13 protein-coding genes and 1 pseudogene are annotated in these 17,641 nt (G+C 62.5%); 5 read left to right on the forward strand and 9 right to left on the reverse strand.

All coding sequences use genetic code 11. From position 1 onward, the window contains the following. Window positions 1–107 precede the first annotated feature (107 nt). Window positions 108–1,085, forward strand: coding sequence for an NADPH:quinone oxidoreductase family protein (locus AC3RCM_RS26520; protein WP_198748051.1), 978 nt, complete (start codon window positions 108–110; stop codon window positions 1,083–1,085). 165 nt (window positions 1,086–1,250) lie between these two features. Here AC3RCM_RS26520 and AC3RCM_RS26525 read toward each other — a convergent pair whose 3' ends face one another. The 5 genes from AC3RCM_RS26525 to trxA form a co-directional block, all read right to left on the reverse strand. Next, the gene (locus AC3RCM_RS26525; protein WP_012054059.1) at window positions 1,251–1,901 is read right to left on the reverse strand and encodes a gamma-glutamylcyclotransferase; all 651 of its coding nucleotides are present in this window, start codon (window positions 1,899–1,901) and stop codon (window positions 1,251–1,253) included. A 246-nt stretch (window positions 1,902–2,147) separates the two neighbouring features. After that, window positions 2,148–3,116 (reverse strand): CDP-6-deoxy-delta-3,4-glucoseen reductase, encoded by a 969-nt coding sequence (locus AC3RCM_RS26530; protein ID WP_003253665.1) that lies wholly within the window; start codon window positions 3,114–3,116, stop codon window positions 2,148–2,150. Then, the gene (gene ubiD / locus AC3RCM_RS26535) at window positions 3,116–4,582 is read right to left on the reverse strand and encodes a 4-hydroxy-3-polyprenylbenzoate decarboxylase (protein ID WP_020192776.1); all 1,467 of its coding nucleotides are present in this window, start codon (window positions 4,580–4,582) and stop codon (window positions 3,116–3,118) included. Before ubiD ends, AC3RCM_RS26530 begins: the two co-directional genes overlap by 1 nt. A 203-nt stretch (window positions 4,583–4,785) precedes the next feature. Beyond that, window positions 4,786–6,045 (reverse strand): transcription termination factor Rho, encoded by a 1,260-nt coding sequence (gene rho / locus AC3RCM_RS26540; protein WP_003253661.1) that lies wholly within the window; start codon window positions 6,043–6,045, stop codon window positions 4,786–4,788. A 227-nt stretch (window positions 6,046–6,272) separates the two neighbouring features. Next, complete coding sequence (trxA, locus tag AC3RCM_RS26545; RefSeq protein ID WP_003253660.1) at window positions 6,273–6,602, reverse strand: thioredoxin TrxA; 330 nt, start codon at window positions 6,600–6,602, stop codon at window positions 6,273–6,275. Window positions 6,603–6,855: 253 nt separating this feature from the next. Between trxA and ppx the strand changes: the two genes are divergently transcribed. Beyond that, window positions 6,856–8,358: an exopolyphosphatase gene (gene ppx, locus AC3RCM_RS26550; RefSeq protein WP_198748052.1), complete on the forward strand. Its 1,503-nt coding sequence runs from the start codon at window positions 6,856–6,858 to the stop codon at window positions 8,356–8,358. Here ppx and ppk1 read toward each other — a convergent pair. Then, window positions 8,345–10,588 (reverse strand): polyphosphate kinase 1, encoded by a 2,244-nt coding sequence (gene ppk1 / locus AC3RCM_RS26555; protein WP_014754802.1) that lies wholly within the window; start codon window positions 10,586–10,588, stop codon window positions 8,345–8,347. The genes ppx and ppk1 overlap by 14 nt on opposite strands. Window positions 10,589–10,801: 213 nt before the next feature. Between ppk1 and AC3RCM_RS26560 the strand changes: the two genes are divergently transcribed. Then, entirely contained in the window at window positions 10,802–11,446 is a 645-nt protein-coding gene (locus tag AC3RCM_RS26560; protein ID WP_177410006.1) for a DedA family protein, read from the forward strand. Window positions 11,447–11,995: 549 nt separating this feature from the next. Here AC3RCM_RS26560 and AC3RCM_RS26565 read toward each other — a convergent pair. Continuing rightward, window positions 11,996–12,574, reverse strand: a pseudogene (locus tag AC3RCM_RS26565) (sterol desaturase family protein); the annotation flags it as partial. 112 nt (window positions 12,575–12,686) lie between these two features. Here AC3RCM_RS26565 and elbB point away from each other — a divergent pair. Next, complete coding sequence (gene elbB, locus AC3RCM_RS26570; protein ID WP_104886915.1) at window positions 12,687–13,346, forward strand: isoprenoid biosynthesis glyoxalase ElbB; 660 nt, start codon at window positions 12,687–12,689, stop codon at window positions 13,344–13,346. A gap of 203 nt (window positions 13,347–13,549) precedes the next feature. Here elbB and AC3RCM_RS26575 read toward each other — a convergent pair whose 3' ends face one another. Beyond that, entirely contained in the window at window positions 13,550–14,002 is a 453-nt protein-coding gene (locus tag AC3RCM_RS26575) for a YaiI/YqxD family protein (protein WP_014592810.1), read from the reverse strand. A 166-nt stretch (window positions 14,003–14,168) separates the two neighbouring features. On the opposite strand from AC3RCM_RS26575, the gene AC3RCM_RS26580 reads away from it, so the two are divergent. Beyond that, on the forward strand, window positions 14,169–17,024 hold the full coding sequence (locus AC3RCM_RS26580; RefSeq protein WP_104886914.1) for a class I adenylate cyclase: 2,856 nt from the start codon (window positions 14,169–14,171) through the stop codon (window positions 17,022–17,024). Between the two features lie 69 nt (window positions 17,025–17,093). Here the strand turns inward: AC3RCM_RS26580 and rnk are convergent, their stop codons facing one another. Next, window positions 17,094–17,504: a nucleoside diphosphate kinase regulator gene (gene rnk, locus AC3RCM_RS26585; RefSeq protein WP_003253652.1), complete on the reverse strand. Its 411-nt coding sequence runs from the start codon at window positions 17,502–17,504 to the stop codon at window positions 17,094–17,096. Between the last annotated feature and the right edge of the window lie 137 nt (window positions 17,505–17,641).

Below are 17,641 nucleotides of genomic sequence, written 5' to 3' on the forward strand. Positions count from 1 at the left end.
AACCCAAGCCCGGGCTTATGCCGGCCCATCAGGGCGGGCCATGCTCGTTGACCTGCCAAGCGGCCCTCCTACACTTATCGGCCACTACCCGCAAAGGAATAGCCCCGATGAAAGCTGTGTTGTGCAAAACCCTGGGTCCGGCGCGCAACCTGGTGCTGGAAGAGGTGGCCAGCCCACTGCCGAAGAAGAACGAGATCCTGCTGGACGTGCAAGCTGCCGGGGTCAACTTCCCCGACACCTTGATCATCGAAGGCAAGTACCAGTTCCAGCCACCGCTGCCGTTCTCTCCAGGTGGCGAGGCAGCGGGCGTGGTGGCCGCCGTCGGCGAAAAGGCCGGCGCGTTCAAGGTAGGCGACCGGGTCATGGCGCTCACCGGCTGGGGTGCGTTCGCCGAGCAAGTGGCGGTGCCGTTCTATAACGTTCTGCCGATCCCGGCGAGCATGGACTTCACCACCGCAGCGGCCTTCGGCATGACCTACGGCACCTCGATGCACGCCCTGCGCCAGCGTGGCCAGTTGCAAGCCGGCGAGACCCTGCTGGTACTGGGCGCTTCCGGCGGGGTGGGCCTGGCGGCGGTGGAGATCGGCAAGGCCATGGGCGCGCGAGTGATCGCGGCGGCCAGCAGTGCCGAGAAACTGGCCGTGGCCAAGGCTGCCGGGGCGGATGAGCTGATCGACTACAGCCAGGCCAACCTGCGCGAAGAAATTAAACGCCTGACCGGCGGCCAGGGCGTGGACGTGATCTATGACCCGGTCGGTGGCGAGCTGTTCGAACAAGCGGTGCGCGGGTTGGCCTGGAATGGCAGGCTGCTGGTGGTGGGTTTTGCCAGTGGCAGCATTCCACAGCTGGCGGCCAACCTGGTGCTGCTCAAGGGCGCGGCGGTACTGGGCGTGTTCTGGGGGGCATTTGCCCAGCGCCAGCCGGAGGACAACGCGGCCAACTTCCACCAGCTGTTTGCCTGGCATGCCGAGGGCAAGTTGAAGCCGCTGGTGTCGCATACCTATCCACTGGCAGAAGCCGGGGCTGCTATCGAGAAGCTGGGGCAACGGCAGGCTGTGGGTAAGTTGGTGGTGCTGGCCAGGTAAGGCAGTACCGGCCTCTGCGCGGTCGCCTGTAGGAGCGGGTTTACCCGCGAAAGGGCCGGGCCTGCCGGCCAATTCCACCCGCCGTTCACCGTTGTCGCCACCACCGTATTCGCGGGTAAACCCGCGCCTGCAGGGATTACCCGCGAAGAGGCCGGAACAGGTTGCTCACACTTCGCGCAGATTGTGGCAACGCCTGAATCGCGCTTCCAGGTTGCGATCGGGCATCTGGTGACTGCGCAGTGCATTCAAGGTCTGCTCGACATAGTCACGCGTAGTGCCATAACGCCCCTTGGCACTGGCCAGGATCTGGCTGAGCAACGTATCCGGCAAGTTGCCGGCATAGCACGGCAGATGACGCTCCAGTACAAAGCCCAAGGCCTGCACCTTGCTACCGTCGCCCAGGCGGCAGTTGAGCCAGTGCGGCCGGTATGCCGGATAGGGCATCTCGCGTTGCCACAGGGCCATCAGTGAGTCGTCCAGGTTGCGTTCATCCAGCCGGTAGGCAAAGCCGCTGCAGGAACCACCGCGGTCCAGGCCAAACACCAGGCCGGGCGTTTCCGGGGTACCGCGATGTTCATGGGACCACAGGTACAAGCCACGGTGATAACCATGTACCCGCGCGCGCTGGCGCTCCACCGAATTGCACTCCGGGCGCCAGATCAACGAACCATAGGCAAACAGCCACACCGGCCCACCCTGATGCCTGGACATGGTTGTTTTCATGGAGCTGAACAACTGTTCGCGAGTATGTTGCTGACCGAAATCAAGTGCCGGAGGGTATGAAACTTCCCAAGACATACTTTCAAGTGCCGACATAAGCTGCCGCCATTATTCCTGTGAACTACGGATGTAGCGAGATTCGATTACGCTGCGGCCCCAGGCCGCTTTACCAAGGGCGCTTGCAGTAACCATAGGCCAGAATTGCAGGAATACTCAAGCCCTTGAGCACGCGTTTCATACACGGCTCCGACGACTGGGAAGTACTGTTTCAGCAGCGGTGAAAGTTATTGGCCAAGGCGGTAACAATTACCGCCTTATACCGACACTTTCAAACTTCGGTTATTAACCGCGCGGCGCGTAGGCGAACACATCGGCACGCATGCGGTGCGCATCCATACCGGCTTCGACCAAGGCGTCGAGCGTGGCATAGATCATGTTCGGTGAGCCGCTGGCATACACATGCACGCTATTGAGGTCGGCAATGTCGTCGCAGACCGCTTCATGCAGCATGCCGCAGCGGCCTTCCCAGCCACACAGGTCGCTGACCACTTGATGCAGGAACAGGTTAGGCAGACGCTGCCATTCGTCCCAGTGCTCGATCTGATAGAAATCCTCCGGCCGGCGCACCCCCCAGTACAGGTGTACCGGGTGCTTGAAGCCCTGAGCCCGGCAGTGCTCGACCAGGCTGTGCATCTGGCCCATGCCAGTGCCGGCGGCAATCAGCACCAGCGGCCCGTCGGGCAGTTCGGCCAGGTGGGTGTCGCCAAACGGCATTTCAATGCGCGCCAGGCCATCTCGCCTCAGCTGGTCGATCAGTTGCACCGCACTGGGCTCACGCGCCAGCACATGCAGCTCCAGTTCACGCCCGGCATGTGGCGCGGACGCCAGCGAAAAAGCTGCCTGCTTGCCGCCCTCACGTTCGATCATCAGGTATTGCCCCGCGTGATAACGCAGAGGTTTACCGGCAGGCGCACGCAGGCGCACCCGCCAGACGTCGCCGCCGACGTCGACGCACTCACTGACGCTGCACGCCAGCTTGCGCACTGGCAGCTCGCCCAAGGCAAGCACACCGTCCCAGAGCAACACGCAGTCCTCCAGCGGTTCGGCAATGCAGGTGAACAACTCGCCATGGTCGCGGACTTCACCATCCTGGCGAACCCGTCCTTCAACCAACAACGCGGCGCAAACATGGCAATTGCCATTGCGGCAGCTGTTTGGGCAGTCATAGCCCAGCCGCCGTGCTCCATCCAGGATCCTTTCCCCGGGTTCAAGCGCCAGCACCGCCCCGGACGGCTGCAACGTTACCTGCATCAATCTATTCCCAACTGATCCCACAGCTCATCGATACGGCGGGTGACGGCCTCATCCTTGACGATGACCCGGCCCCATTCGCGTGTAGTCTCGCCCGGCCACTTGTGAGTAGCGTCCAGGCCCATCTTCGAACCCAGCCCCGACACCGGTGACGCAAAGTCCAGGTAGTCGATCGGGGTGTTGTCAATCATTACCGTATCACGCTTGGGGTCCATGCGCGTGGTAATGGCCCAGATCACATCGTTCCAGTCACGAGCGTTGATATCGTCATCGGTGACAATAACGAACTTGGTGTACATGAACTGTCGCAGGAACGACCACACACCCAGCATTACGCGCTTGGCGTGGCCGGGGTACTGTTTCTTCATGGTCACCACCGCCATGCGGTACGAGCAGCCTTCCGGCGGCAGGTAGAAGTCGGTGATTTCCGGGAACTGCTTCTGCAGGATCGGCACGAACACTTCGTTCAGCGCCACGCCGAGAATGGCCGGCTCATCTGGCGGCCGGCCGGTGTAGGTGCTGTGGTAGATCGGTTTTTGCCGGTGGGTGATGCGCTCGACGGTGAACACCGGGAAACTGTCCACTTCGTTGTAGTAGCCCGTGTGATCGCCGTACGGGCCTTCCGGGGCCATTTCACCCGGGTGGATCACCCCTTCCAGAATGATCTCGGCGGTTGCCGGTACCTGCAGGTTGCTGCCACGGCACTTGACCAGCTCGGTGCGATTGCCTCGCAGCAGGCCGGCGAAGGCGTACTCAGAAAGAGTGTCCGGTACCGGGGTCACGGCGCCGAGAATGGTCGCCGGGTCAGCGCCCAGCGCCACGGCGACCGGAAACGGCTGGCCGGGGTTCTTCTCGCACCACTCTCGGTAGTCGAGGGCGCCGCCACGGTGGCTGAGCCAGCGCATGATCACCTTGTTGCGGCCGATCACCTGCTGGCGGTAGATGCCCAGGTTCTGGCGGTCCTTGTTCGGGCCACGGGTCACGGTGAGGCCCCAGGTAATCAGCGGCGCCACGTCGCCAGGCCAGCAGTGCTGAATCGGCAATGCGCCGAGGTCGACATCATCCCCCTCGACCACCACTTCCTGGCACACCGCGTCCTTGACCACTTTTGGCGCCATCGACACGACCTTCTTGAAGATCGGCAACTTCGACCAGGCGTCCTTCAGGCCCTTGGGCGGCTCGGGCTCCTTGAGGAAGGCCAGCAGCTTGCCGATTTCCCGCAGTTCGCTGACCGACTCGGCGCCCATGCCCATGGCCACCCGCTCCGGGGTACCGAACAGGTTGCCCAGCACGGGGATGTCGAAGCCGGTGGGCTTTTCGAACAACAATGCCGGGCCCTTGGCGCGCAGGGTGCGGTCGCAGACCTCGGTCATTTCCAGGACGGGGGAGATCGGTACCTGGATGCGCTTGAGCTCGCCGCGCTGTTCCAGGCCACGGATGAAGTCGCGCAAGTCGCGATACTGCATGCAGGAGCCTCGTGTTGGCCGTATCGGTCGGGGTGCAGAGTGTAGCGCCGTTCGGGCCTTGTTTGGGGGGGAAAATGCATTGGGGCCGCCTTGCGCCCCTTCGCAGGCACGCCCGCCCCCACAAGGATTGTATTTAACCTGTGGGAGCGGGCGTGCCCGCGAAGGGCCGCAAGGCGGCCCCAATTACTGCCTGATCGGGAAGCTTACTTGCGCTTCATCGACAGGAAGAACTCATCGTTGGTCTTGGTCTGCTTGAGCTTGTCGACCAGGAACTCGATGGCAGCGATTTCGTCCATCGGGTGCAGCAGCTTGCGCAGAATCCACATACGCTGCAGCTCGTCGTCAGCGGTCAGCAACTCTTCGCGGCGAGTGCCGGAGCGGTTGATGTTGATGGCCGGGAACACACGCTTCTCAGCGATGCGGCGGTCCAGCGGCAGCTCCATGTTGCCGGTACCCTTGAACTCTTCGTAGATCACTTCGTCCATCTTCGAGCCGGTTTCAACCAGCGCAGTGGCGATAATGGTAAGCGAACCGCCTTCCTCGATGTTACGCGCAGCACCGAAGAAGCGCTTGGGCTTCTCGAGGGCGTGGGCGTCGACACCACCGGTCAGCACCTTGCCGGAGCTCGGGATCACGGTGTTGTAGGCACGCGCCAGTCGAGTGATCGAGTCCAGCAGGATAACCACATCTTTCTTGTGCTCGACCAGGCGCTTGGCCTTCTCGATCACCATCTCGGCAACCTGCACGTGGCGGGTTGGCGGCTCGTCGAAGGTGGAAGCAACCACTTCGCCACGCACGGTGCGCTGCATTTCGGTCACTTCTTCCGGGCGCTCGTCGATCAGCAGGACGATCAGGTGGCACTCAGGGTTGTTACGGGTGATGTTGGCCGCAATGTTCTGCAGCATGATCGTCTTACCGGCTTTCGGCGGGGCAACGATCAGGCCGCGCTGGCCTTTGCCGATCGGGGCGCACAGGTCGATGACGCGACCGGTCAAGTCCTCGGTGGAGCCGTTACCGGCCTCCATCTTCAGGCGCTTGTTCGGGAACAGCGGCGTCAGGTTTTCGAACAGGATCTTGTTCTTCGCGTTTTCCGGGCGGTCGAAGTTGATGGTATCGACCTTCAGCAGGGCGAAGTAACGCTCCCCTTCCTTCGGTGGGCGGATCTTGCCGACGATGGTGTCGCCGGTACGCAGGTTGAAACGGCGGATCTGGCTGGGCGAGACATAGATGTCGTCTGGGCCGGCCAGGTAGGACGCATCAGCCGAACGCAGGAAACCGAAACCATCCTGGAGAATCTCCAGCACGCCGTCACCCGAGATCTCTTCGCCGCTTTTCGCATGCTTCTTCAGCAGGGCGAAAATCACGTCCTGTTTGCGCGAACGGGCCATGTTTTCGATGCCCATCTGTTCGGCCATTTCCAAAAGATCGGTAATCGGCTTTTGCTTGAGTTCAGTCAGGTTCATAAGGGGAATGACGTAATCATGTAAGAAGGGAGAATTAAGCTTCTGGCTTAATGAGGCCGCGCCGCTGGATGGCGACAGGATCGCGTACTGATTCGAATTAGGGATGCTTCGGCGACGGCATGTAGAGGGCACTGGAAAAGCAGTGCGAGGCCGAATGTAACACTTGCTTTTTTCTGCGTCTAGTGCTCTGAAAAAGAAAAGCCCCGCATTTGCGGGGCCTTTTCACATCACAGGTGGGCGTCGAGGAATGCGGCCAGCTGCGATTTGGACAGTGCACCAACCTTGGTGGCTTCGACGTTGCCGTTCTTGAACAGCATCAGCGTCGGGATACCACGCACACCGTGCTTGGCCGGGGTTTCCTGGTTCTCGTCGATGTTCAGCTTGGCGACGGTCAGTTTGCCCTCGTAGGTGGAAGCGATGTCGTCCAGAACCGGAGCGATCATCTTGCATGGACCGCACCATTCAGCCCAGTAGTCGACCAGTACCGCGCCTTCGGCCTTCAGGACATCGGCTTCGAAGGAGGCGTCGGTGACATGTTTGATCAGATCGCTGCTCATGGATATCTCCAGGGTCGTAAGCAAAAAACGTGGCCCATGATAGCCGCACCTACGCCGGACAGGAAGCCACGGACGATTGAGTGTAACTATAGTTGCGCAAGACGCCGCGAATCGAAACTGTCATATGGCCGTCATAGAATCGAATGGCACATTGCCTTGCATCAAGGCCAGTACAACGGCTGAGTGTCACGCGTTGGCGATAGCCTGCTATCGTGGCACGATTGCCAGGTTAACGACCGAGAACAACCAGATCATGCCGCATACCATCGCGAAGAACCTGTCCCTGATCGCCGCCATCGACCTTGGCTCCAACAGTTTTCACATGGTCGTGGCCAAGGCCCACCATACCGAAATCCGCATCCTTGAGCGGCTCGGCGAGAAGGTTCAACTGGCCGCAGGCATCGACGAAGAGCGCATGCTCAGTGAAGAGGCAATGGAACGAGGCCTGGATTGCCTCAAGCGCTTTTCCCAGCTGATCAACGGCATGCCGGCAGGCTCCGTGCGTATCGTCGGCACCAACGCCTTGCGCGAAGCGCGCAACCGTAACGAATTCATCCAGCGCGCCGAAGCCATCCTCGGCCACCCGGTGGAGGTCATCTCTGGCCGTGAAGAGGCGCGCCTGATCTACCTGGGCGTGTCGCACACCCTGGCCGACACCCCCGGCAAGCGCCTGGTGGCCGACATCGGCGGCGGCAGTACCGAGTTCATCATCGGCCAGCGCTTCGAGCCGCTGCTGCGCGAAAGCCTGCAGATGGGTTGCGTGAGCTTTACCCAGCGCTACTTCCGCGACGGCAAGATCACCCCGGCCCGCTATGCCCAGGCCTACACTGCCGCGCGTCTGGAACTGATGAGCATCGAAAATGCCCTGCACCGCCTGACCTGGGATGAGGCCATTGGCTCATCCGGCACCATTCGCGCCATCGGCGCGGCCATCAAGGCCGGCGGCCTGGGCAATGGCGAGGTCAACGCCGAAGGGCTGGCCTGGGTCAAACGCAAGCTGTTCAAGCTGGGCGAGGTCGACAAGATCGACTTCGACGGCGTCAAGCCAGACCGCCGCACTATCTTCCCGGCGGGCTTGGCGATTCTCGAAGCCATCTTCGATGCCCTTGAACTGAACCGCATGGACCACTGCGACGGCGCCCTGCGCGAAGGTGTGCTGTTCGATCTGCTTGGCCGCCACCACCACGAAGACGTGCGCGAACGCACCCTGAACTCGCTGATGGAGCGCTATCACGTGGACCAGGGCCAGGCTGCGCGCGTCGAGCGCAAGGCGTTGCACGCATTCGACCAGGTGGCCGACGCTTGGGACCTGAAAGACGGAAACTGGCGCGATCTACTGGGCTGGGCCGCGAAAGTGCACGAAATCGGGCTGGACATTGCCCATTATCACTACCACAAGCACGGCGCCTACCTGATCGAGCACTCGGACCTGGCAGGCTTTTCCCGGGAAGATCAGCAGATGATGGCCCTGCTGGTGCGTGGCCACCGCCGCAACATCCCCAAGGACCGTTACGCCGAACTGGGTGATGAAGGGGTCAAGCTGCTGCGCCTGTGCGTGCTGCTGCGCTTTGCCATCCTGTTCCACCACATCCGCGGCACTCAGCAAATGCCAAAGGTAGAACTGAACGGCGGGGACAACAGCCTGGATGTAGCCTTCCCTGAAGGTTGGCTGCAGCAGAACCAGCTGACCCAGGCCGACTTCGCCAACGAGGCGGAGTGGCTGGCCCGGGTCGGCTTCGTCCTCAGCGTACGTTGAGGACCGGGTTGCTCAGGCGCTCCAGCAGGGTCGCCTGAACGCTGCGCGGGTTCTGGTTGCCGGTCGGGGTGCTGCGCACATAGCGCCCGTCTGGCTGCAAGGTCCAGGCGTGGGTATTGTCGGTCAGGTAGCCTTCCAGCTCCTTCTTCACCCGCAGCAACAGTTTCTTGCCTTCCACCGGGAAGCAGGTCTCGACACGTTTGTCGAGGTTGCGCTCCATCCAGTCGGCGCTGGACAGGTAGATCTGCTCTTCGCCGCCATTGAGGAAGTAGAACACCCGCGTGTGCTCGAGGAAGCGGCCAATGATCGAGCGCACCTGGATGTTGTGCGAAACCCCCGGAATGCCCGGGCGCAGGCAGCACATGCCACGCACCACCAAGTCGATTTTCACGCCCGACTGGCTGGCCTTGTACAGCGCCTTGATGACTTTGGCGTCGGTCAGCGAGTTGAACTTGGCGATGATGTGCGCCGGTTTGCCTTCGAGGGCAAACTGGGTTTCCCGCGCGATCATGTCGAGCATGCCCTTTTTCAGGGTGAACGGCGCATGCAGCAGCTTCTTCATGCGCAGGGTCTTGCCCATGCCGATCAGCTGGCTGAACAGCTTGCCGACGTCTTCGGTGAGCGCATCGTCAGAAGTCAGCAGGCTGTAGTCGGTGTACAGGCGGGCGTTGCCGGCGTGGTAGTTACCGGTGCCCAGGTGCGCGTAACGCACGATCTCGCCCTGCTCGCGGCGCAGAATCAGCATCATCTTGGCGTGGGTCTTGAAGCCAACCACACCGTAGATCACTACCGCACCAGCCGCTTGCAGGCGGCTGGCCATCTGCAGGTTGGACTCTTCGTCAAAACGCGCACGCAACTCGATCACCGCAGTGACCTCCTTGCCGTTACGCGCTGCGTCCACCAGGGCGTCGACGATTTCCGAGTTAGCCCCCGAGCGGTACAGGGTCTGGCGCACGGCGAGCACGTGCGGGTCCTTGGCGGCCTGGCGCAGCAGGTCGACCACTGGCGTGAAGGACTCGAACGGGTGCATCAGCAGGATGTCCTGCTTGCTGATCACACTGAAAATGTTGTCAGCGTTCGCCAGCAGCTTGGGGATCGCCGGGGTGAACGGTGTGTATTGCAGCTCCGGGTGGCTGTCCAGGCCGGTGATGCTGAACAGGCGGGTGAGGTTGACCGGGCCATTGACCTGGTACAGCTCACTTTCGCTGAGGCTGAACTGCTTCAACAGGTAGTCCGACAGGTGTTTCGGGCAGGTGTCGGCCACTTCCAGGCGCACGGCGTCACCGTAGCGGCGCGAGAACAGCTCGCCGCGCAGCGCGCGGGCCAGGTCGTCGACCTCTTCAGAGTCAAGCGCCAGGTCGGCGTTGCGCGTCAGACGGAACTGATAGCAGCCTTTCACCTTCATGCCCTGGAACAGGTCGTCGGCGTGCGCGTGGATCATCGACGACAGGAACACATAGTTTGCGCCCGGGCCGCCCACCTCTTCCGGCACGCGAATAACCCGCGGCAGCAGGCGTGGCGCCGGAATGATCGCCAGGCCCGAGTCGCGACCGAAGGCGTCCACCCCCTCGAGCTCGACGATGAAGTTGAGGCTCTTGTTCACCAGCAGCGGGAACGGGTGAGTCGGGTCGAGGCCAATCGGGGTAATGATCGGGGCAATTTCGTCGCGGAAGTAGCGGCGTACCCAGGTCTTGAGCTTGGGTGTCCAGTAGCGGCGGCGGATGAAGCGGATCTGGTGCTTTTCCAGCTCTGGCAGCAGCACGTCGTTGAGGATCGCGTACTGGCGCTCTACCTCGATGTGCACCAGTTCGCTGATACGCGCCAGCGCCTGGTGCGGCTGCAGGCCATCGGCGCCGGCCTGTTCACGGGCGAAGTTGATCTGCTTCTTCAGGCCTGCGACACGAATCTCAAAGAACTCGTCGAGGTTGCTGGAGAAGATCAACAGGAACTTGAGGCGTTCCAGCAGCGGGTAGTTCTCGTCCAGTGCCTGCTCCAGCACCCGGATATTGAACTGCAGTTGCGAGAGTTCGCGATGAATGTACAGGCTGCTGTCGTCCAGGCCAGGGACGGCGATGGCCGGGGACGGCGCGGGCACCGGAGCCACAGGTTCGACCACCTGTTCCGCTACAGGCTCGGCCACCGGAGGCAGGTCTGGCGGGGTCTGCAGCATCTCTTCTGGAAGCTCCTGAGCATCCTTGATCGCGACAGGGCTTAGCACTTCATTATTCATCTGGCGTTCCTGAGGACGTTAACGCCCTATCATCTATTGAGCGGCAAGATAAGCGCTCATTATGACGCCCGTGTTACACACATGGGCAAGCCGTGGCAAGTGGCCTCTGGCATTGTCTGCGCTGGAAATGTTCACGTCGAGACACATTTGGACACTTTCACGAACGCGCGCGAAGGGGTAGGCTGCGCGTTCATTTCGCCAGCACCTCAGAAAATGCTTCAACAATTCCTGCAGGATTTCGGCTACTTCGCCCTTTTTCTAGGCACCTTCTTTGAAGGCGAGACCATTCTGGTGCTTGCGGGATTCCTTGCGTTCCGCGGTTACATGGATATCAATCTGGTATGCCTGGTGGCCTTCTTCGGCAGCTACGCGGGCGACCAGTTGTGGTACTTCATGGGCCGACGCCACGGGCGCAGGATCCTGGCGCGCAAGCCGCGCTGGCAGGCAATGGGTGACCGGGCGCTGGACCACATCCGCCGCCACCCCGATATCTGGGTGCTGAGCTTCCGCTTTGTCTATGGTTTACGCACGGTCATGCCTGTGGCCATCGGCCTGTCGGGTTACCCGCCACGCCGTTACCTGCTGTTGAACGGGATTGGCGCGGGCATCTGGGCAGTGGCCTTGGGCGCCGCCGCCTACCACTTCGGCGCCATCCTCGAAGGCTTGCTGGGCAACGTCAAACGTTACGAGCTATGGGTGCTTGGCGGCCTGGTGGCGCTGGGCGGCCTGCTGTGGCTGCGCCGGCGCTTCCGTACTCTGCGCGCGGAGCGCAGGGCGGCGAGCCAGGCCCAGCCCCCAGAGGCTGAGCAGGCTGTAGGCCACGAGCAGAAGCCAGGCCAGCGGCGCGACCACCGCTAAGCCCAAGGCGCCGGCCAGGTACAATGCCGGCGCATTCAGACACAACCGCGCCAACTCCAGGCGTGCAGACCAGGGCCGGTTCTCCAGCAACGCGCCCAGCACGAACAAACCGAACGCCATCAGTGACCAGCCGAGCACCAGCGCGGCGGCCGGCACGCGGTCGGCCACGTCCATCAGGTAGCTGCCCAAGGCCACATAAACCACGAACTGCGCCGCCACATAGGCTTGCTGCCCGCGCCCCAGGGCAATCTCGAACTTGCGAAACAGCGCCAGGTCCTGCTTGGCCTGTGGGTAGCGTGCGGCCACATCGGCCGGGCGCCAGCCGGTAGGCATGAACCAGATACGCAGCTTGTCCCACAGGCTGGTGGTGCGTCGGGCGTCATGCCAGAGCTGGGCATAGAACTGCAGGTTGGCCCATAGCGGGTTCCAGCTGGCCAGCGGCGTGGTCACCCCGAACACCACCGGCTCGGCCGGGTCCTCCTCCTTGAAAGTGCCGAACAGACGGTCCCAGAGAATGAACACACCACCGTAATTGCGATCCAAGTAAGCAGGGTTTTGCGCATGGTGGACGCGATGATTGGACGGCGTGATCAACACCCACTCCAGCCAGCCAAGCTTGGGAATATGCCGGGTATGTACCCAGAACTGATACAGCAGGTTGAGCGAGGCCACGGTAATGAACACCAGTGGCGGCACGCCCAGCAGCGCCAGCGGCAGGTAGAACAGCCACGAGAAGATGAACCCACTACTGGTCTGGCGCAGCGCCGTGGTGAGGTTGTACTCCTCGCTCTGGTGATGCACCGAGTGCGCAGCCCACAGCACGTTGCGCTCATGCCCCAGGCGGTGCAGCCAGTAGTAACAGAAGTCGTACAGGACAAAGGCCAGCAACCAGACCCACCCTGCCTGCACCGGCAATTGCAGCAGCGCCAGGTGCTCGAAGGCAAGGGCATAGGTGACCAACCCTACGCCTTTGGTCAGCAGGCCGGTACTGGTCGACAGTGCGCCGGTACTCAGGCTGTTGATCGAGTCGGCCAGGGTGAAATTGTGCTGGCCGCGCACGCGGTCGGCGACCAGCTCAACGGCTATCAGCACAAAAAAGAACGGCACGGCCAGCAGTATCAGGTCCATGGGCGCGACCTCAGGTGTTATCCACCAAGATTAGGCCGCCCCCGCAGGAATCCCTATGGCGACATCTGCCAAACTAGAGGACATTTAGCGCCTCGACACTGGAGTAATGAGCATGACAAAAAAAGTAGCGGTGATTCTTTCCGGCTGTGGCGTGTATGACGGCGCCGAAATCCACGAAAGCGTGATCACGCTGCTGCGCCTCGACCAGCGCGGTGCGCAGGTGCAGTGCTTCGCGCCGAACATCGCACAGATGCATGTAATCAACCATCTGACCGGCGAAGAAATGCCCGAATCGCGCAATGTGCTGGTGGAGTCGGCGCGCATCGCCCGCGGCGAGGTCAGGGATATCCGTGAGGCCAAGGCCGAAGACTTCGATGCGCTGATCGTGCCGGGCGGTTTCGGGGCAGCAAAAAACCTCTCCAACTTTGCCGTGGAAGGCGCCAACTGCAGCGTGAACCCAGACGTGCTGGCCTTGGCCGAAGCCTTTGCCGACGCCTGCAAACCCGTAGGCCTGATCTGCATCTCGCCGGCGCTGGCGGCGAAGATCTACGGGCCGGGCGTGGTCTGCACCATCGGGCGCGATGCCGGCACTGCGGCGGCTGTCGAAAAGATGGGCGGCACCCATGAAGAATGCGATGTACACGACATTGTCGAAGACACCCAGCGTAAGCTCGTGACTACCCCGGCGTACATGGAGGCCAAGTCGATCAGCGAGGCGGCGGGCGGGATCTACAAGCTGGTGGACCGAGTGCTGGAGCTGACGCACGAGTAAGTTACTGCGTTGGCTTCTTCGCGGGCATGCCCGCTCCCACAGGTCCAGCGCAGGCTTCAAGGCCACGCGGTACCTGTGGGGCAACTGCGCGATAGCCTGTGGGGCAACTGCGCGATCGCTTGTAGGAGCGGGTTTACCCGCGAACACCGGCAGAGCCGGTGCCATCCACCGCGCCAGCCTGGGCTGTCGCCTACAGGAATCTGTCAGCCTTTCGAGAGCCGGGCAATGATCCGGTCCAGTGCATTGGCAAACGCCTGTTTCTCACGTTCGCCATAGGCCGCCTGCCCGCCCCCCACCTGGCCCTGCTCACGCAGCTCGGTGAACAGGTTGCGCGCCGCCAGGCGGTCGCCCATGTTGCGCTCGTCGAACTCGCGCCCACGCGGGTCCAGCGCGGCCACGCCCTTTTTCACCAGGCGGTCGGCCAGCGGCACGTCACTGCAGATCACCAGCTCGCCCGGCACGGCGTGCTCCACAATGTAATCGTCGGCCGCATCCATGCCGCTGGGCACCACGATCAGGCGCACGATCGCGAACGCCGGCTTGGCCACCGCCTGCCCCGCCACCATCACCACCTCGAACTTGCGCTTGAGGGCGAACTTGACGATCAGATCCTTGGCCGCCTTGGGGCAGGCGTCGGCATCGATCCATACACGCATTGGACACTCTCTACATGAACTCAATGCGCCCATCATGCCTGAAGCGCAGCGAAAGCTGGAGCAGGCCCGCGCTGGAAAAATGGCGCCAAAATTTCAATTACCGCTTATCCGACCCCGCCACTCAGGCTAAACTCGCCACAGCTTCAATGGCCTGCCCGAGCGCGCAATGAACCACCCTCACGAAATCCGCCCTGACCTGGACGAAGGCATCGACCGCAAGGTCCTGGCGACATTGCGTGCGCGCTTCCTGCATCTGAACCAGGGCCGACTGCAGCGGGCAAAGGAAGGCCTGTCAACGCGCCAGCAACAGGTACTGTCATTGCTGCCGCTGCTGTTTCACGTGAACCACCCGCTATTGCCGGGTTACGTTTCCGGCAGCACCCCCGCGGGCGTATCGGCTTACGAGCCAAGCGCCGAGCTGGTGGCAGATGCCCAACGCCTGGCCCGCTCGTTCACCTACAAGGCCCAGCATGGCAACCCGCCACGCCCGATCCACGGCCTGTTCCTGATGGGCAGCCTGGGCTCGCTGGCGCAGGCCGAGCACAGCGACATGGACCTGTGGGTGTGCCATGCACCCGGCTTGCCCGAACAGCTGCTGGGTGAGCTGCGCCGCAAGTGCCAGCTGCTGGAGGCCTGGGCGGCAAGCCTGGGCGCCGAAGCACACTTTTTCCTGATCGACACACAGGGCTTCGCCCAGGGTCAGCGCGATGGCCAGCTCGGCTCCGACGACTGCGGCACCACCCAGCACTACCTGCTGCTGGACGAGTTCTACCGCACCACCCTGTGGCTGGCCGGGCGTACGCCGCTGTGGTGGCTGGTACCGGTGTACGAGGAACACAACTACTACAGCTACACCCAGACGTTGCTGTCCAAGCGCTTCATCCGCAGCCAGGAAGCCCTTGACCTCGGCAACCTGGCGCACATTCCGCCCGGTGAGTTCGTCGGCGCAGGCCTGTGGCAATTGTTCAAAGGCATCGACTCGCCCTACAAATCGCTGCTCAAACTGCTGCTGACCGAAGCCTACGCCAGCGAACACCCTGCGGTGCGCTGCCTGAGCCTGGACTACAAGCAGGCAGTGTTTGCCAACCAGCTCGACCTCGACGAGCTGGACCCCTACGTGATGGTCTACCGGCGCATCGAACGTTACCTGCTGCAACGCGGCGAAACCGCGCGCCTGGAGCTGGTAAGACGCAGCCTGTACCTGAAGGTGAACAAGAAGCTCAGCGACCAGGGCCGCAGCCATGGCTGGCAACGTCGGCTGCTGCAGCGCCTGGCCGACGAATGGGGCTGGGACCAGCGCCAGTTGGCCCTGCTGGACAGCCGCAGCCGATGGAAAGTGCAGCAGGTCGCCGTCGAGCGGCGTGAGCTGGTGGCCGAGCTTAACCTCAGTTATCGCTTCCTCAGCCAGTTCGCCCGCACCCAGAACGCCAGCAGCCGCGCCGACCAGCGCGACCTCAATGTGCTGGGCCGGCGCCTGTACGCCGCCTTCGAGCGCCGCGCCGGCAAGGTCGAAGTGATTAACCCCGGCATCGCCCCTGACCTCGCCGAAGACACCCTGACGCTGGTCCAGGCACCCAACCGCAAGGAGCCGGGCAGCTACCACTGGGAGCTGTACAGCGGCAACCTGAGCACCCATGAAGTACAGCACTTCAGCCCGATGAAGCGCTGCCGCGAGCTACTCGAACTGCTGACCTGGGCCCATCGCAACGGGGTGATCGACAGCAGCACCCGCATGGCGCTGCATCCAGGGGCCAGCGACCTCGGGGAGTTCGAGCTGTTCAACCTGCTGGGCTGTCTGCGGCAAAGTATCCCCCTGCCCTTGCCGACCGTCAGCGAAGTGCGCCTTTTGCAGCCCAGCGTTGCCGATGAGGTGTTGTTGCTGGTCAACGTCGGCGTCGACCCGCTGCGCCACCACCGCGACCTGAACGTGCTGATGACCACAGAGCGCACCGACGCGTTGAGCTACGCTGGCGTGCGCGAAAACCTGGTGCTGACCCTGGACCAGGTCACCGTCAACAGCTGGAACGAGGTGCTGGTCCAGCGCTATGACGGCGAACACGCGCTGGTGCGCTGCCTGCGCGACTTCCTCAACAGCCCGGCGCAGCGCGGCCACCGGCCACGGGTGCGGGTACGCTGCTTCTGCCAAAGCCGCGCCCAGCCTATCGGCCAGCGCGTAGAGGAAATTTTCGACACTGTGCAGCTGCTGCGGGACCAAGGGCTCCACCACCGCTACCTGCTACAAGTGGCCCAACACACCCATGTGCTGGAGCTTTTGCCCGAGCATGTCAGCCTGACGACCCTGGCCGAGCATGAGGCGCTGCTGGCCTACCTGGGCGAAGAACGCAGTGCCTACAGCCCGCTGTACCTGGATGCCAATGCCCTGCAGGATCACGACCTGCGCCTGGTGCTGGAGCAAGGCCGGCCAGCCTGCATTCAGGTGTTCTACCGCCTGCAGGGCGGCTGGGCCGACGTGTATGTGCTGGATGAATACAACGCATTGTGGCAACAACGCCTGCCGCTGCATGACGAAGCGCATCTGCTGTTGCCACTGCAACGCTTTCTGCGCTCGGTGGTGATGCGCCGCGATGCACGCCTGCCCCTCGATAGCCTGCGGCCCGCCTCGCTGGATATCCACTTCGCGCAGCTGTTGCCCACCGGCCCAGGCAAGGCACGCAGCATCGAGCCGCGCCTGGCCCCGGCCGAGGGCAGCGACCAGCCTTACTATGAGGTACAGGCGATTATCCAGGCCGGTGTGGCGGGTGTGGCGCATGTGACGTTGTACTGCGACCAGCAGGAGTTTTCCGAACTGGAACATGGTGAGCAGCTGTACGCGGTGGTGGCCCGGCAGATCATCGGTCAGCGCCGTGGCGCAGAGCGGTACCGGTGCTATATCACCGACCTGGATTTGTCCGAGCTGCTGGATGACCGGCTGGGGGCAACGCAGATCTACCTGAGCTACAAGCGGGTGCTGGAGCAGGCTTTGAATGAGGGGCTGGAACAGGTTTTGGCGCAGGGCGCCTGAACTCGCAGCACAAGACTGCTGTGGAACAGCCTTGTGCTGCAATCGGGCCGCGCAGCGGCCCCCTGGCCCTTACAGGTCGTAATCGCCCGCTGCTTCCGGCTGGTACTCCACTTCCAGCAGCTTCAGCTTGAGGGTCTTGCCCCCCGGCGCCGGCCAGTCGATCTGCTCGCCCACCGACAGCCCCAGCAAGGCGCAGCCAATCGGCGCCAGGATCGAGACCTTGCCTTCCGGCCCGGCATCCTTGGGGTACACCAGTGTCAGGTGGTAGTCCTTGCCGCTGGCTTCCTCACGGCAGTGCACCCGCGAGTTCATGGTCACCACGCCCGCCGGCACTTCCTCGTGACCGACCACCTGCTCGGCGCGGTCAAGCTCGTCCTGCAGGGCGAGCACACCCGGCGTACTCTCGTCGAGGCTGTCGATCAGACGCTCCAGACGCTGTACGTCCAATCGGGTGAGGATGAGGGAAGGCTTGGTGCTCATGATCCAGTCAGACTCCTTTGAACAGGCAGTTTTCAATGTGCAAATAAAGCAAAACCCCGCCCAAGGGCGGGGTTTGAGAAGGCTTTGGCGTCACCGACGCAGAACCCGACACTACCACAGCCGGGCAAATACTCAAG

It is taken from the genome of Pseudomonas sp. GW823-FHT05G12, from assembly GCF_058795575.1.

Excerpts from the sequence above, each read along its gene's own strand:
- AC3RCM_RS26520 (WP_198748051.1), top strand. The coding sequence starts at position 108 with ATGAAAGCTGTGTTGTGCAAAACCCTGGGTCCGGCGCGCAACCTGGTG.
- AC3RCM_RS26525 (WP_012054059.1), bottom strand. The coding sequence starts at position 1,901 with ATGTCGGCACTTGAAAGTATGTCTTGGGAAGTTTCATACCCTCCGGCA.
- AC3RCM_RS26530 (WP_003253665.1), bottom strand. The coding sequence starts at position 3,116 with ATGCAGGTAACGTTGCAGCCGTCCGGGGCGGTGCTGGCGCTTGAACCC.
- ubiD (WP_020192776.1), bottom strand. The coding sequence starts at position 4,582 with ATGCAGTATCGCGACTTGCGCGACTTCATCCGTGGCCTGGAACAGCGC.
- rho (WP_003253661.1), bottom strand. The coding sequence starts at position 6,045 with ATGAACCTGACTGAACTCAAGCAAAAGCCGATTACCGATCTTTTGGAA.
- trxA (WP_003253660.1), bottom strand. The coding sequence starts at position 6,602 with ATGAGCAGCGATCTGATCAAACATGTCACCGACGCCTCCTTCGAAGCC.
- ppx (WP_198748052.1), top strand. The coding sequence starts at position 6,856 with ATGCCGCATACCATCGCGAAGAACCTGTCCCTGATCGCCGCCATCGAC.
- ppk1 (WP_014754802.1), bottom strand. The coding sequence starts at position 10,588 with ATGAATAATGAAGTGCTAAGCCCTGTCGCGATCAAGGATGCTCAGGAG.
- AC3RCM_RS26560 (WP_177410006.1), top strand. The coding sequence starts at position 10,802 with ATGCTTCAACAATTCCTGCAGGATTTCGGCTACTTCGCCCTTTTTCTA.
- elbB (WP_104886915.1), top strand. The coding sequence starts at position 12,687 with ATGACAAAAAAAGTAGCGGTGATTCTTTCCGGCTGTGGCGTGTATGAC.
- AC3RCM_RS26575 (WP_014592810.1), bottom strand. The coding sequence starts at position 14,002 with ATGCGTGTATGGATCGATGCCGACGCCTGCCCCAAGGCGGCCAAGGAT.
- AC3RCM_RS26580 (WP_104886914.1), top strand. The coding sequence starts at position 14,169 with ATGAACCACCCTCACGAAATCCGCCCTGACCTGGACGAAGGCATCGAC.
- rnk (WP_003253652.1), bottom strand. The coding sequence starts at position 17,504 with ATGAGCACCAAGCCTTCCCTCATCCTCACCCGATTGGACGTACAGCGT.